This window comes from Mesorhizobium sp. WSM1386, assembly GCF_055901595.1.
In genome coordinates this window covers 5,648,966-5,663,887 of record NZ_CM148373.1, presented here as the reverse complement: position 1 = coordinate 5,663,887, position 14,922 = coordinate 5,648,966, and the positions used below count along the sequence as shown (strand labels likewise).

The following is a 14,922-nucleotide window of genomic DNA, read 5'->3' as shown; positions in this document are numbered from 1 at the left end:
AGGGGAGCCTTAGCGGCTGGGCCAAGCTAGGAAGCTATCTGGCAATTGTCAATCGTGTTGACAATTGCCGGCATAGACCCTAGCGTCACGGTCAGGGAGGAACGCATGGTCGGCAGTGCCGTGTTCCGCGTAGAGGGACTGAGGAAATCCTTTGGCCGCAACGAGGTGCTTGGCGGCGTCTCGCTGGAGCTGCACGCCGGTGAAGTGACGGTGCTGATGGGCGCCAACGGCGCCGGCAAATCCACCCTCGTCAAGATCGTCAGCGGCGTCTACGAAAATGGCGGCGGCACCATGACGCTGGCCGACCAGGATTTTGCGCCGAACACACCCGCCGAAGCGATCCGCTCCGGCGTCGTCACCGTGCACCAGAACATCAACGATGGCGTTGTCGCCGACCTCGATGTCGCCACCAACCTGACGCTCGACAGGCTGAGCGGCCGGGGCGTGCCGACCCTGTTCAATCCGGTGCGCGTGCGCCGCGAAGCCAAGGCGGTTGCCGACCGCATGGGATTGGCCATCGATCTGAAGGCGCGGGTCAACGATCTTTCGCTGGCCGATCGCCAGATGGTGGCGATTGCGCGTGCCCTGGCGCACCAGCCGAAAGTGCTGATCCTCGACGAGCCGACCTCGTCGCTCTCCAGCGCCGAGGCCGACCGGCTGTTCGCGCTGGTCGACAGGCTGCGCGAGCAAGGCGTGGCGATCCTCTATATCTCGCACCGCATGTCGGACATCCGGCGGCTGGCCGATCGCATCGTCTCGATGCGCGATGGCGTCGTCTCGGGCGCCTTCGACACCAAGCCGCTCGACTATGAGGGCGCCGTCAACGCCATGCTCGGCCGCAAGATCCGCCTCGACCAGATCGTTGCCAGGAGTTCAGCTAAGCCGGTTCTGACGGTCGAAAACCTTCGCATCGCGAACGGCGCCAAGCCAATCTCGCTGACGCTTGGCGATGGCGAGGTCGTTGCCATCACCGGTCTCGTCGGTGTCGGCAAGACGGCGCTTGCCGAAACGCTGTTCGGTGTGCGCAAGCCGTTCGCGGGCACCATGACGATGAACGGCAAGCCCTATATGCCGCGCTCGGCCGGCGATGCGATTGCCGCCGGCGTGTTCCTCGTCGCCAAGGACCGCGCCACCAGCGGCATCGTCGGCGGCTTCAACATCGAGCGCAATATCAGCCTGCCGTTCCTGAAGCGGATGTCGAACTTCAGCGTGCTCAGGCGCCGCCGCGAACGCGCCACCGCGCGCCGGCAGATCGAGGAGTTGGGCATTGTCTGCCGCTCCGAGAAGGACGAGATGTCGGCACTGTCCGGCGGCAACCAGCAGAAGGTGATGGTCGCCCGCTGGATGGCGCAGGATGCGGCGCTGTTCATTCTCGACGAGCCATTCCAAGGGGTCGACATTTCGGCCAGGCGCGATATCGCCGCCAAGCTGAGAGCCAGCGCCAATGGCCGCGCGACGCTTTTGTTCGTCACCGAAATCGACGAGGCGCTGGAGACGGCCGATCGCATCCTGGTGATGTCGGAGCACACAATCGTCGGCGAACACCGCAATGCCGATGTCGATCTCGATCGCCTGCTGGCCGAGGTCGCCGGCGGACCGCTTCACAGCGCGGCTTGAATGTGGCGGCGAATGGAAATTGGAATGGCGAGATCATGAGTTGGAGTTGGGTGAAGATGGCAACCGCGCGGGGAAGCGCTGAATGACGCTTCGCGACTACGCCATCCGTTACGGATTCATCGTCCTTCTGTTCGGGCTGGTCGCCTATTTCGCGATCGCGGCCGACGGGTTCGTCTCGCCGCAAAGTGCCGTCTTCATCTTCCAGTCGGTCGCCATCACCGGCGTGCTGGCGCTGGGCGTCACCGCCACGCTGGTCGTCGGCGGCTTTGATCTCTCGATCGGTTCGGTCGCCACGTCGGCCATGATGGCTGCCGCCTATGTCATGGTGGTGCTGGAGCAGAACGTGGTCGTCGCGGTCGTCGTCTGCCTGCTCATCGGCGCCATTGTCGGCCTGATCAATGGCTGGCTGATCGTCTATATGCGCGTGCCGGATTTGTTGGCGACGCTTGGCATGATGTTCCTGCTCGTCGGCCTGCAGCGCATCCCGACGGAGGGCCGCTCGATCGCCACCGGCATGACCATGCCCGATGGCTCGGTCGCCAACGGCAAATTCTCCGACGCCTTCCTGGCGCTCGGCCGCCACCGCTTCGACTTCTTCATTCCGAACCTCATTCCGGTGTCGGTCGTGGTGCTGCTGGTGCTCGCCGTGCTGATCTGGTTCTTCCTCGAATACACCCGTTTCGGCCGCATGATGTATGCGGTCGGCTCCAACCAGCGCGCCGCCGAACTCGCCGGCGCGCCTGTCAAGGCATACAAGATCTGGGCCTACGTTATTTCAGGAGTTTTTGCCTCGATCGGCGGCATTTTGCTCGCCGCCCGGCTTGGACGCGGTGACATCGCCTCGGGTAATAGTCTGCTGCTCGATGCGGTTGCCGCGGCGCTGATCGGCTACGCGGTGCTGGGCGCCGCCAAGCCGAACGCCTTCGGCACCGCTGTCGGCGCGCTGTTCGTCGGCATCTTGCTGCAAGGCCTGACGATGATGAACGCGCCTTACTACACGCAGGATTTCGTCAAGGGCGTGGTTCTGGTCGTCGCCCTTGTCTTCACCTTTGCCCTGTCGGGCAGGGGCAGGGGGTAATTTAGACCGGACAGGATTTTGGGTTCAACAAGAGTGGAGGAAAACAAGGTGAACATCACAAGAAGACTTCTGGGGAAGGTGGCGCTCGGGCTCGCCGGCGCAACCATGCTGATGCAGGTCCCCGCGCTGGCCGCCGACAAGCCGGCGCCGTTCGACAAGCCCGGCGTCAAGATCGCGCTGGTGCGCTACCTCTCGACCGGCGACTTCTTCCAGGCCTATCTTTCGGGCGTCGAGGCACAGTCGAAGGCGCTGGGCATCGACCTGCGCGTCCTCGACAGCCGCCAGGATGCAGCGCTTCAATCGGACATGGTCGACCAGGCCATCGCACTTGGCGTTCAGGGGATCATCATCCAGCACGGCCTGACGGAATCGATGAAGGACGCCGCGCAGCGCGCGGTCGACGCCGGCATCAAGGTGGTGGCCTTCGACGTCAATGTCGAAAATCCCAAGATCCCGCAGATCGAACAGTCCGACAAGGATCTGGCGCGCCTGGCACTTGAACAGGCGGTCAAGGACAATGGCGAGAGCTGGAATGCCGGTTACGTCTATGTCGCCGGCATCGCGCCGCTCGACCGCCGCAACGAGACCTGGGTCGACGTGAAGAAGAAATATGCCGGCATCAAGGAAGTCGCGATGTTCGGCACGCTGGACAATCCGATCGCCAACTCGGTCGCCAACCAGGCGCGCTCGGTGCTGTCGGCTCACCCCGACATCAAGGTGATGTTCGCCCCCTATGACGAATTCGCCAAGGGCGTGAAAATCGCTGTCGACGAAGCCGGCCTGAACAAGGGCATCAAGATCTATTCGGCCGATATCTCGACCTCCGACATTGCTGCCATGCGCGAGTCCGACAGCGCCTGGGCCGCAACCGCGGCCACCAACCCGGCCGTCGTCGGCCAGGTCTCGGTGCGTGCGCTGGCGCAATTGCTGGCCGGTGAGGATCCCGGCCACAACGTCATTGTGCCACCGACGCTGATCACGCAGAAGGAGCTGATCGACAAGGACATCAAGAACATGGAAGACCTGTCGGCCAAGCTCCCGCAGTTCGCCCATGCCGATGTCGCCATGCCGGCATGGATGCCGAACCCGAACGCGAAGTAGGCCAAATCCGATACCTGGATTCGCTCACAATTAGAAACCGAAAGCCGCTTGCAGCGCCTGTTGCAGGCGGCTTTTTGTTGGTTTCACTCGTTGAATAAATCGGAGTGGGAGCCGGTGCGGGCAAGCCGCAGTTCATCGTCGGCAATGCGGTAGATCAAGAGCCAATCCGGTTCCACGTGCGCGTCACGATAGCCCTTCCAATCACCTTTCAGAGGGTGATCCTTGTAAATCGCCGGCAGTTCCTGCCCGGCGACCAGTAGGGCCAGCAGCTCGCGCAACTTAGCAAGGTCTTTGCCGCGTTTCTCCATACGCTTCACATCCCTGCGGAATTGCCCGGAGCGAACGGGCGTCAGCATGTCAGATGCCCAAATCCTTGAACAACTCATTGGCCGAGGCGAAACGCTCGCCCTTGCCTTTTTCCAATTCGGCCATTGCCTTCCGAGTGGTCGCGTTCGGCACCTTCACCGGAAAGGGAAATTCCTTGTCGGCAGCGACGCGGACCAGCAGTAGACGAATGGCGTCGGAAACCGATAGTCCCATGGCCGCCAAGGCTTCCGTAGCTTGATCCTTTGTCGCCGTATCGATCCGAGCGCGCACCACCGTATCCGTTGCCATATTGTGACTCCTTGATATCTGAGCCACAATGTAGCTACAAAATGGTGTTCATGCAAGCGACTGTCGTGCGCTGTACGTGATTGCCCTACCGCATGGCCGCCGCGATGTTGCCGCCATCGACGGTCGTCACGTCGGCGGTGGTGCGTTCGGCCAGCGCGTGGTGCAGGAAGGCTTGCGCCACGTCCTGCGCCGTCACTTCCTGGCCGAGCAAATTGCCGGACATGTATTCCTTCTCCGACACGCCGCGCGCGCCCGAGCGGCTGGCGATCATGGCGTCGGTCAAAAGCCCCGAGCGGATGCGATCGGCATTTACGGCGTTCGAGCGGATGCCCTGGGCGCCATAGTCGAGCGCATACTGCCTGGACAGGAACAGCGTCGCCGCCTTCGGCACGCCATAGGCGCCGAACTTCGGACCTGGATTGACCGCCTGCTTGGAGGTGTTGAACAGAAGCACACCGCCAGTGCCCTGTTCGAGCATGATGCGCACGGCGTTCTGCGCCACCGACTGGTGAGCGAAGAAGTTCAGCTCGAAGCTTTTGCGCAACAGCGTGTCGTCAAGCTCGCCGATCCGGCCTTCCCACGCCGCGCCCGCATTGGAGACGAGAATGTCGACGCCGCCGAAGACAGCGACCGCCTTGTCGAAGGCGGCACGCACTTGGCTTGGGTCGGTGATATCGGCGGCCACACCGATCGAATTGTTGCCGGCCTTCTTCGCCGCATCGGCGGCCTTGTCGCCATCGAGATCGACGACGACGGCATGGGCGCCATTGTCGGCGAACAGTTTTGCCGTCGCCGCGCCGATCGCGCCGGCACCCCCGGTGATCAGCACCACCTGGCCGGTCAGTGGCTTCGGCTTGTTGGAGGCGAGCTTGGCCTGTTCGAGCGACCAGTATTCGAGCGGGAACAGGTCGGCCTTGGACAGCGGATGGAAACGGCCGACAGCTTCGGCGCCACGCACCGCCTCGATCCACATCTCGCCGACATCGGAGGCGATCCTGGCATCCTTCAGCGTGCGGCCGTGGCCGAACATGCCGAGCCCCGGCACCAGCGTCAGCCGTGGCATCGGGTCGAGCATGGTGCGCTTGACGTCGTCGAGCGCGTCATTGGTCTCGAAATAGGCGCGGTAATCCTTGGCGAAGGCGTCGACATGGCTCTTGATGACGGCCTTGTAGTCGCCGGCCTTGTCGGCATCGGGCGCCGGCACCGCCATCGGACCGGTCTTGATGCGGATCGACAGATCCGGCGTCGACACGCCGCGTCCCGCATAGTCGGCGATCTCCGCCGAATTGATGAAATCGACAATGGCGTCTGAGGTGCGGAAATCGGAGATCATGCGGTCGAAGCGGCCTTCGCCGCGCGCAAACGCTACAGCACCACGCAGCATCGGTGCGATGGAAGCCGGCGTCGCGAGCCTTGCCGGCAGCGCGGCCTTTGCCGCCTTCGGCTTGGCGTGCTTGGCCACATAATCCTCGGCGATGTTCACATAGTGGATCATTCGGTCGTAGGCCTGCTTGGCATCGTCGCCGAAGGTGAAGATGCCATGCTTGTCGAGGATCAGGCCCTCGACCGTCGGGTCGGCGTCGAAGACGTCGGCTGCCGCCTTGGCAAGATCGAAGCCAGGCATGATGTAGGGCACGTAACCCATCTTGCTCCCGAACACCGTCTTCACCAACGGCTTCGAGTCTTCCTGGTCGACGATGGCCAGGATGGCGGTCGAATGGGTGTGGTCGACGAATTTGTGCGGCAGGAAGGCATGCAGCAGCGTCTCGACCGATGGGTTGGGCGAGGCGGGGTCGATCAGGTTCGCCCGCTGCAGCGCGACCATGTCCTCGTCGGAGAGCTTTTCCAGTGCGCGGGCCTTGAGCAGGGCACTCATCTTGACCGCCGGCAGGCCTTGCGGCTCGATGACCGCCATGTCCCAGCCGCTGCCCTTGACGCACAGCACATCCCATTCATCGCCGACCAGGTCGGTCGCCTTGATCTTGCAGGAGGTGTTGCCGCCGCCATGCAGGACCAACTGCGGCACGCCGCCCAAAAGCCGCGTCGTATAGACACGCAAGGCGAGGTCGCGACCGACACCCTTCTTGGCATAGTCGGCAACGAGTTTCTCGGCCGTGTCGTCGTTCCACAAATTCTTCATGTTCGGTTCGTCCAGTTGCTTTGGTGGTGAAACAGGAATGCCGCGACGCCTTGATGACAATGCGCCGGCGAAAGGTTGTTTTCTCAGGATGCTTTTTGTAGCGCCGCTCCGGCATGATCGAGCAGCCGCTGCGCCATATGGGCGCCGACCACCAGATGCGTGCAAAGCCCCCCAGCGATCGCCGCGAGCAGCGGTTCGAATTTGCTGTCCTCCTGCACCACCATCAGCCGCTTGGTGATGGCGCGCAGCGAGGCAAGTTCGGCCGAGATCACGCGGCGGTTATAGCTGCAGTCGAGCACCTTGCCCCCAGCGTCGATGATCTGTCCGGCAATGACCCCGGCGGCACCTTGGTCGCGCAGCTCCGCCATCTCGCCCGATGTCAGCGCACCGCATTTGACCAGATGGCTGTCCGCGTCGACCGCGCCGACCGAGTAGAGCGCCAGGTCGCAGTCCCCGATTCCCGACAGCTGCTCACGGATCACCGGTTCGGCCCGCAGCGCGCGCGCCAGCTCTTCCGTCGACAGCACCAGCGGCGCGTAGAAATTGAGGCCCCTGGCGTTGAGCCGCCGCGCGATTTCCATCGTGCACTGGTCGGGCCGGTAGGAATAGGGGGCGCCGAGATTGCCGCAGAGCTGCACCACGGTGACGTCCTGCAGGTCGGCATAGGACATGATGTCGGCGATCGTGTAGACGGTGCGGCCCCAGGCGACACCAATGCGGTCGCCCTTCTTGACCAGTTCGAGAAAGACGCTCGCCGCCAGCACGGCGATGTCGGTCGATGGGTCCGGGATATGGCCGTTCTCCGGCGCGATCCAGACGGCGTCGAGACCCAGCGCATCCTCGAGCTTGCGCGCCATCACGTCGTCGGTGAACAACTGCGTCGAGGTCGAGATGTTGACGATACCGGTCTCGCGCGCCTTGCGCAGATACATGGCCACCGACGCACGGGAAATGTTAAGCTGGCTCGCAACCTGGTCCTGTCGCAGGCCGTGCGCATAGTAGAGCCAGGCGGCCTTGTGAATGAGCTGTTCTGCCGGTCGGATTGCCATGCCGTCTCCTCGGCTGACATTATTCACGGCTCTCGACAAAAGTCAAACCAGAGCGAAGGTTCAGGATACCTGCTCGGCCCCTGAATCTGGATGATCATTGTGCCAAATGGGCTCTGACGTGGCATCCTTGGTGGTGACGCGGGCCTAGCCTGTGGTTAGAAGTCTTCGATAAAGGGAGAACGGGATGGGCAATCCTTACGAACAGGATCTCGACAAGAACGCGGCCAACCATCAGCCGCTGACGCCGCTCACCTATCTTGAGCGCGCGGCGAAAACCTATCCCGACCACATTGCCATCATCCATGGCCGCCAGCGCATCAGCTATCGCGATTTCTGGCGCCGCTCGCTGAAGCTCGCCTCGGCGCTGCAAAAGCGCGGCATCGGCAAGGGCGATACCGTCACTGTCATGCTGTCGAATACGCCGCCGATGCTGGAGGCGCATTTCGGCGTGCCGATGACCAAGGCGGTGCTGCATTCGCTGAACACGCGCCTCGATGCCGCTGTGATCGCCTTCCAGCTCGACCATGCCGAGACAAAGGTGCTCATCGTCGACCGCGAATTCTCTGGCGTCGTCAGGCAGGCCCTGGAACTGGCCAAGGTCAGGCCGCTGGTCATCGACTACGACGATCCCGACTACGCCGCCGACGCACCCTATGCGAAGGGCGAACGCATCGGCGCGCTCGACTATGAGGATCTTGTCACTGGCGGTGACGAGGATTTCGCCTGGTCGATGCCCGACGACGAATGGGATGCCATCTCGCTCAATTACACGTCCGGAACGACAGGCAACCCCAAAGGTGTCGTCTATCACCATCGCGGTGCCGCCCTGATGGCCTACACCAACACCATCCATGCCGGCATGGCCAAGCACGCCGTCTATCTCTGGACGCTGCCGATGTTCCACTGCAACGGCTGGTGCTTCCCCTGGACGCTGGCCGTGCAGGCCGGCACCCATGTCTGCCTGCGCTGGGTGCGGCCGAAGCCGATCTACGACGCCATCGCCGATCATGGCGTCACGCATCTCTGCGGTGCGCCGGTGGTCATGTCGGTACTGATCAATGCCCGCGACGAAGACAAGCGCGCCTTCGCGCAGACCGTCACCTTCAACACCGCGGCCGCGCCGCCGCCTGAAGCCGTGCTATCGGGCATGGCCGATGCCGGCTTTGCCGTCACCCATCTCTACGGCCTGACCGAGACCTACGGCCCGGCGGTCGTCAATGAATGGCACGGCGAATGGGACGGTCTGGCAAAGGGCGAGCGCAGCGCCAAGAAGGCACGGCAGGGCGTGCGCTATGCAGCACTTGAGGGCCTGACCGTCATGGATCCCGAGACGATGCGGACGACGCCGGCCGACGGCGAAACCATTGGCGAGGTCATGTTCCGCGGCAACATCGTCATGAAGGGCTATTTGAAGAACCGCAAGGCGAGCGACGAAGCCTTCGCCGACGGCTGGTTCCACTCCGGCGATCTCGGCGTCATGCACACTGACGGCTATATCCAGCTCAAAGACCGCTCCAAGGACATCATCATCTCGGGCGGCGAGAACATTTCCTCGATCGAGGTCGAGGATGCGCTCTACAAGCATCCATCCGTTGCCTCGTGCGGCGTGGTGGCCAAGGCAGACGACAAATGGGGCGAGGTGCCCATCGCCTATGTCGAACTGAAACCGGGCAAGTCGGCGACAGAGGCCGAGATCATCGAGCATTGCCGCGGGCTGCTTGCCCGCTTCAAGGTGCCGAAGGCGGTGATCTTCGCGGAAATCCCCAAGACCTCGACCGGCAAGATCCAGAAATTCCGACTGCGGGAAATGGCTAAGATCGCCTGACGTCCAGAAGGACCTCCTCCAAAAATTATTTCGGGTGCCCGCATCCTTTGGCCGCCTCGTCGCGTCTGTTGGATGTCACCATCTGTCACTATTTTGTACGTGTACGTCGATTTCGTGTTGACACCTCCTTCTTTTCAATTTACGAGTGACGAAAATTGAAATTCGTCACTCGTAAATCGACAGAGAGCCATGTCCGAAGCTGCCAACATCACGGCCGATGCCGCCAGACAGGAGAATGTGACGCGCATTCTCGACTGCGCCGAACGCCTGTTCCGGCACTATGGCTATGGCAAGACCAACGTCGCCGACATTGCTCGCGAACTCGGCATGTCGCCGGCCAACATCTATCGTTTCTTCGCCTCCAAGGTTGAAATCCACCAGGCCGTCTGCGGCCGCATGCTCGGCGCCAGCTACAAGATGGCTTACGAGATATGCCATTTGCCGATCAGCGCCGAGGAACGGCTGCGGCGTTATGTGCACGCACAGTACAAGATGACGATGGAAGTCATGCTCGACGACCAGAAGGTGCACGAGATGGTCATCGTCGCCCTCGAGCGCGACTGGGGTGTCATCGACAAGCATGTCGACAGCATCCACGACCTGTTCGCGGAGGTGATCCGCGAGGGCATCGAAGCCGGCGAGTTCGCTAAGCAGGATCCGGTAATCGCGTCGCGCTGCTTCGGCGCCGCCACGGTCATCCTGTGCCATCCGCAGATGGTGGCGCAGTGCCTTGCCAAGACCAACCGGGCGATGCCCGACGACCTTATCGATTACGCGATCAAAGCCTTGAAAAAATAGCCGCCGCCCGCCGGGCGCCGGTGTCGGCCACTCATCTCCAGTCGGAGTTCCAAGATGTCGTTGTCCAGTTCCACCTTTCGCAAGCTGCCAGTTGCCGGCCTGATCGCCGCCACTCTCGGGCTCGCCGGCTGCTCGCAGGAGAAAGCCGAAGTCAAGGATATCATCCGCCCGGTCAAGGTCGTCGAGATCGCGCAGGCGCATGACACCCGCATGCTCTCCTATTCCGGCTCGGTGCGGGCCCGCACCGAGAGCGCCCTGGCTTTCCGGATCAACGGCAAGATCACCGAGCGTCTCGTCGACATCGGTCAGCATGTGGCGCCGGGCGATGTGCTCGCCCGCATCGACCCTTCCGATTACGACCTTTCGGTCAAGAGCGCGCAGGCCGCGCTCGATGCCGCCGAGCGGCAGGTCGAGACCGTCGACCTCGCCCGCAAGCGTGCCCAACAGCTTTTTACCAAGAACTTCGCGCCGAAGTCGCAGCTCGAACAGGCGACACTGACCTATGACCAGGCGGTCGCCACGCGTGACTCCGCCCGCTCGACACTTGACCAGGCCAAGAACCAGGTCGGCTATACCGACCTCAAGGCCGACAGGGAGGGCATCGTCACATCGGTCAACGCCGATGTCGGCCAGGTGGTTGGTTCCGGCACGCCCGTCGTCACCGTCGCCGTCGACGGCGAGAAGGAAGTGCTGATTGCGGTGCCGGAAATGGAAATCGCCGAATTCAAGCCGGGCAAACCAGTCAAGGCCGGTTTCTGGTCCGACAATACGCTGGCGCTCGAGGGCAAGGTCCGCGAAGTCGCCGGCAGCGCCGACCCGCAGTCGCGTACCTTTGCCGTCCGCGTCAGCCTGCCCAACGACCCGCGCGTGCTTCTCGGCATGACCGCCAACATCGAGGCGTCAGCGGCCAACGAAAAGCAGCTCGTCTCTATCCCGCTGAGCGCGCTGGCGCAGAAGGACAGCCAGTCGATCGTCTGGACCGTCGATCGTGGCGCCGACACCGTGCATGCCCGCTCGATCAAGGTCGCCGAGTTCGCCGCCGATGGCGTGCGCGTGGCGGAGGGACTGAAGCCCGGCGACGTCGTCGTTGCCGCCGGCACGCAGTTCATGACCGAGAACCTGAAGGTGAAACTTGCCGGCGGGGTGGCGCAGCAGTCCGCCTCCGCCGACGGTGATGACGCCGGCCGGCTGCGCTGACGACAGACAGATCGGCCGCGCGTTCCGCGGCCACAGGTTTCCGGGCGGCGTGCGCCCGAAGGTCGAGACGTCTAGGCCGATGTACCCCCGCATCGACCTTCGCGTCCCACCGCGATGAGTGTCTCTCCGCTCGGAAAGCCTCGCCGCCCGGAAGCCATTATCGAACGCAGATGATTTCGTTCCGTGTGCCGCGCTTTCGCGGCACCAGGCGCCAACCAAGCAAAGTGGACCAGCACCGATGACGACCTCCACTGAAGAAAAGCGGCCCTTCAACCTTTCGCGCTGGGCCATCGGCCATCCCTCGATCGCGCGGTTCCTGTTCGGCCTGATCATCATCGCCGGCGGGCTCGGCCTGATGCGCATGGGACAGAAGGAAGATCCCGACTTCACTTTCCGCGTCATGGTCGTCCAGGCGATCTGGCCGGGCTCCTCGATCCAGGAGATGGAAGACCAGGTCGTCAACAAGATCGAGCGTAAGCTGCAGGAAACGCCGCATCTCGATTTCGTCCGCTCCTTCACCCGCGCCGGCAGCGCCATCATCACGGTGCAGATCAAGGGCGACACCAATACCGCCGAGGTGACGGACGCCTTTTATCAGGTGCGCAAGAAGGTCGGCGACATATCGGGCGACCTTCCGCAGGGACTGCTTGGCCCGTATTTCAACGACGAGTTCGGTGACACCTTCATCACGCTGCATTCGATCAGCGGCGACGGGTTCTCCTATCCCGAGCTGAAGAAATTCGCCATCCAGGCCCGTGACATGCTTTTGACGACGCCCGGCGTCGAGAAGGCCGTCATCATCGGCGATCAGCCCGAAAAGCTCTACATCGACGTCTCGTCCAAGGCGCTGGCCGAACGCGGCCTGACGCTGACCGACCTGCAGAACGCGATCAAGGGCCAGAACAATGTCGATCCGGCCGGTTCCGTCGACACCGGCGTCAATTCGGTGCGAATCTCGGTCGAAGGCGACGTCACCAAGGCCGCCGACATCCGCGAATTGCGCCTGCGGGCCGGTGGCCAGGTCACCCGGCTCGGCGACATCGCCAGCGTCACCTCGGGCCTGCAGGATCCGTACCAGCGCAAGTATCGCTTCAACGGTCACGACAGCGTGCAGCTTGGCGTCGTCATGGCCAAGGGCTTCAAGGTCACCGATGTCGGCAAGGACGTCGAGGCAACCTACAAGCGCTTCGAGGAGGCGCTGCCCTATGGCGTCTCGGTCGACCAGATTTCCGACCAGCCGGGCGTCGTCACGGATGCGGTCAGCGAGTTCATGCATGCGCTTGGCGAAGCGCTGCTGATCGTGCTTGTCGTCTCGTTCCTGTCGATCGGCTGGCGCTCGGGGCTGGTCATCGCGATTGCCATTCCGCTGGTTCTGGCCGCGACCTTCGCCATCATGTACGAGCTTGGCATCGACCTGCAGCGCATCTCCCTCGGCGCCCTGATCATTGCACTCGGCCTGCTGGTCGACGACGCCATGATCGTCGTCGAGATGATGGAGCGAAAGCTGGAGGAGGGGCTGGTCAAGATCGAGGCGGCGAGCTTCGCCTATTCATCGACCGCATTCCCGATGCTGACCGGCACGCTGATCACCACCGCCGGCTTCATCCCGGTCGGTTTCGCTGCCTCCACTGCCGGCGAATATGTGCGCACCTTGTTCTATGTCGTCGGCATCGCATTGGTCGTGTCGTGGTTCGTCGCGGTCTATTTCACGCCGTGGCTCGGCTATATGATCCTCAAGCAGCGCCAGCATGCCGGCAGCCATCACGATGCCTTCGACACGCGCTTCTACCGCCGGCTTCGCTCGACCGTCGGCTGGGCGGTGCGCCATCGCATCATCGTGCTTGTCATGACGCTGGTGACTTTCGGCACCAGCCTGTGGGCATTCCAGTTCATTCCGCAGAATTTCTTCCCGCAATCGTCGCGGCCGGAAATCCTTGTCGACCTGTGGTTGCCGGAAGGCACCAGCATCAAGGAGGTCGAGACGCAGGCCAAGGCGCTCGAGGCCAAGATGATGGACGACAAGGACAAGCGCTTCATCGCCACCTATATCGGCGAGGGCGCCCCGCGCTTCTTCCTGCCGCTCGACCAGCAGCTCAGCAATCCGAACTTCGCCCAGATGCTGGTGATGGCCAATGACGAACCGGCGCGCGAGCGGCTGATCGTCAAGCTCCGCACGGTCCTGGCCCAGGACTTCCCCTCGATCCGCGCCAAGGTCGACCGCCTGTTCCTCGGGCCGCCGACCGGTTGGCCGGTGCAGATGCGCGTCATGGGTCCGGATCGGCAGGAGGTGCGCCGCATCGCCGACCAGGTGAAGGCGAAATTCCAGGAGAACCCGCTGCTCGGCGCTGTTCATGACGATTGGCTCGAGCCTGTGCCGGCCATGAAGCTGGTCATCGACCAGGATCGCGCCCGCGCGCTCGGTGTCACCTCGCAGCGCATCCGTCAGATACTGCAGGCATCGATGTCCGGCGCGCCGCTCGACGACTTCCGTGACGGCGAGGAGACAGTGTCCATCGTCGCCCGCGAGCCGGACGCGAGCCGCAGCCTGCTGTCCTCGGTCGATTCGGTCTACATTCCGACCGACTTCGGTGGCTTCGTGCCGCTGTCGCAGGTGGCCAAGGTGGTGCCGGTGCTTGAGCAAGGCATCGAATGGCGCCGCGAGCGCCTGCCGACCATCAGCGTGCGCGCCACGTTGCCCGACGGCGTGCAGTCCAACGACGTCGTCACCAAGATGTACAATGACATGAAGGACCTGCGTGCGGGTCTGGCACCCGGCTACAAGATCGAAATCCAGGGCGGTGCGGAGGATTCGGCGGAAAGCCAGGCTTCCATCGCCGCCAAGGCGCCGATCATGCTGGCCGTTATCGTCGTGCTGTTGATGATCCAGCTGCAGAACTTCGGCAAGGCGATGCTGGTGCTGGCCACTGGTCCGCTCGGCATCATCGGCGCTGCCGCGGCATTGCTGATCAGTGGCGCGCCGTTCGGCTTCGTCGCCATCCTGGGCGTCATCGCGCTGCTCGGCATCATCATGCGCAACTCGATCATCCTGGTCGACCAGATCGACCAGGACATCGCCAGAGGCATGGAACGCTCGGAGGCGATCATCGGCTCGGCCGTGCGCCGCTTCCGGCCGATCGTGCTGACGGCGATGACGGCGGTGCTGGCGCTGATCCCGATCTCGCGTGGCGTGTTCTGGGGCCCGCTCGCCTACGCCATGATGGGCGGCATCCTTGTTGCCACCGTACTGACCATCCTGGTGCTGCCCGCGGGCTACGCCCTGTTCTTCGGCCGCGAGCCCAAGAAGCGTGACGTCGACGCCGCCGAAGCAGCCGTGACGGAACAGCCGGAGAGGCCGCAACTCGCGCTGGCGGCCGAATAGAGCGGCTCCGGGTCATCCGTCTCGCCACCGGTCGATGGCGGGTGACCCCGACGTGGCGGATGGGGCCGCCGCGGCGATCAAAAATGCTCTCCGGCAAGGGTTTCGCAAAACAGAATTCCTTCC

At 63.1% G+C, this 14,922-nt stretch carries 11 protein-coding genes; 7 read left to right on the top strand and 4 right to left on the bottom strand.

Going from position 1 to position 14,922, the window contains the following annotated elements:
* The first annotated feature begins 105 nt into the window (after window positions 1-105).
* From AC0NIH_RS27825 to AC0NIH_RS27815, 3 genes are all read left to right on the top strand, one after another.
* Window positions 106-1,617, top strand: a complete 1,512-nt coding sequence (locus AC0NIH_RS27825) for a sugar ABC transporter ATP-binding protein (RefSeq protein WP_023764624.1) — start codon at window positions 106-108, stop codon at window positions 1,615-1,617.
* Between the two features lie 82 nt (window positions 1,618-1,699).
* The gene (locus AC0NIH_RS27820; protein ID WP_473464346.1) at window positions 1,700-2,695 is read left to right on the top strand and encodes an ABC transporter permease; all 996 of its coding nucleotides are present in this window, start codon (window positions 1,700-1,702) and stop codon (window positions 2,693-2,695) included.
* A 48-nt stretch (window positions 2,696-2,743) separates the two neighbouring features.
* The gene (locus AC0NIH_RS27815) at window positions 2,744-3,796 is read left to right on the top strand and encodes a substrate-binding domain-containing protein (protein WP_023764623.1); all 1,053 of its coding nucleotides are present in this window, start codon (window positions 2,744-2,746) and stop codon (window positions 3,794-3,796) included.
* Between the two features lie 83 nt (window positions 3,797-3,879).
* On the opposite strand, the gene AC0NIH_RS27810 is transcribed toward AC0NIH_RS27815, so the two are convergent.
* From AC0NIH_RS27810 to AC0NIH_RS27795, 4 genes are all read right to left on the bottom strand, one after another.
* Entirely contained in the window at window positions 3,880-4,152 is a 273-nt protein-coding gene (locus AC0NIH_RS27810) for a type II toxin-antitoxin system YafQ family toxin (RefSeq protein ID WP_023764622.1), read from the bottom strand.
* Between the two features lies 1 nt (window position 4,153).
* On the bottom strand, window positions 4,154-4,411 hold the full coding sequence (locus AC0NIH_RS27805; protein ID WP_023764621.1) for a type II toxin-antitoxin system RelB/DinJ family antitoxin: 258 nt from the start codon (window positions 4,409-4,411) through the stop codon (window positions 4,154-4,156).
* A gap of 85 nt (window positions 4,412-4,496) precedes the next feature.
* The gene (locus AC0NIH_RS27800) at window positions 4,497-6,551 is read right to left on the bottom strand and encodes a bifunctional aldolase/short-chain dehydrogenase (RefSeq protein ID WP_473464350.1); all 2,055 of its coding nucleotides are present in this window, start codon (window positions 6,549-6,551) and stop codon (window positions 4,497-4,499) included.
* Between the two features lie 83 nt (window positions 6,552-6,634).
* A complete protein-coding gene (locus AC0NIH_RS27795) occupies window positions 6,635-7,600 on the bottom strand; it encodes a sugar-binding transcriptional regulator (RefSeq protein WP_473464353.1) in 966 nt (321 codons plus the stop codon).
* A 184-nt stretch (window positions 7,601-7,784) separates the two neighbouring features.
* On the opposite strand from AC0NIH_RS27795, the gene AC0NIH_RS27790 reads away from it, so the two are divergent.
* The 4 genes from AC0NIH_RS27790 to AC0NIH_RS27775 all read left to right on the top strand — a co-directional run bounded on the left by AC0NIH_RS27790 (window position 7,785) and on the right by AC0NIH_RS27775 (window position 14,799).
* Window positions 7,785-9,425 (top strand): acyl-CoA synthetase, encoded by a 1,641-nt coding sequence (locus AC0NIH_RS27790; protein ID WP_473464357.1) that lies wholly within the window; start codon window positions 7,785-7,787, stop codon window positions 9,423-9,425.
* 189 nt (window positions 9,426-9,614) lie between these two features.
* Window positions 9,615-10,223, top strand: a complete 609-nt coding sequence (locus tag AC0NIH_RS27785) for a TetR/AcrR family transcriptional regulator (protein WP_023764617.1) — start codon at window positions 9,615-9,617, stop codon at window positions 10,221-10,223.
* 54 nt (window positions 10,224-10,277) lie between these two features.
* Window positions 10,278-11,420, top strand: a complete 1,143-nt coding sequence (locus AC0NIH_RS27780; RefSeq protein ID WP_473464360.1) for an efflux RND transporter periplasmic adaptor subunit — start codon at window positions 10,278-10,280, stop codon at window positions 11,418-11,420.
* A 238-nt stretch (window positions 11,421-11,658) separates the two neighbouring features.
* On the top strand, window positions 11,659-14,799 hold the full coding sequence (locus tag AC0NIH_RS27775; RefSeq protein WP_473464362.1) for an efflux RND transporter permease subunit: 3,141 nt from the start codon (window positions 11,659-11,661) through the stop codon (window positions 14,797-14,799).
* Window positions 14,800-14,922: the final 123 nt, after the last annotated feature.

Bases quoted from the DNA above. Each gene is read 5' to 3' on its own strand.
- AC0NIH_RS27825 (WP_023764624.1), top strand. From the start codon at position 106: ATGGTCGGCAGTGCCGTGTTCCGCGTAGAGGGACTGAGGAAATCCTTT.
- AC0NIH_RS27820 (WP_473464346.1), top strand. From the start codon at position 1,700: ATGACGCTTCGCGACTACGCCATCCGTTACGGATTCATCGTCCTTCTG.
- AC0NIH_RS27810 (WP_023764622.1), bottom strand. From the start codon at position 4,152: ATGCTGACGCCCGTTCGCTCCGGGCAATTCCGCAGGGATGTGAAGCGT.
- AC0NIH_RS27805 (WP_023764621.1), bottom strand. From the start codon at position 4,411: ATGGCAACGGATACGGTGGTGCGCGCTCGGATCGATACGGCGACAAAG.
- AC0NIH_RS27800 (WP_473464350.1), bottom strand. From the start codon at position 6,551: ATGAAGAATTTGTGGAACGACGACACGGCCGAGAAACTCGTTGCCGAC.
- AC0NIH_RS27795 (WP_473464353.1), bottom strand. From the start codon at position 7,600: ATGGCAATCCGACCGGCAGAACAGCTCATTCACAAGGCCGCCTGGCTC.
- AC0NIH_RS27790 (WP_473464357.1), top strand. From the start codon at position 7,785: ATGGGCAATCCTTACGAACAGGATCTCGACAAGAACGCGGCCAACCAT.
- AC0NIH_RS27785 (WP_023764617.1), top strand. From the start codon at position 9,615: ATGTCCGAAGCTGCCAACATCACGGCCGATGCCGCCAGACAGGAGAAT.
- AC0NIH_RS27780 (WP_473464360.1), top strand. From the start codon at position 10,278: ATGTCGTTGTCCAGTTCCACCTTTCGCAAGCTGCCAGTTGCCGGCCTG.
- AC0NIH_RS27775 (WP_473464362.1), top strand. From the start codon at position 11,659: ATGACGACCTCCACTGAAGAAAAGCGGCCCTTCAACCTTTCGCGCTGG.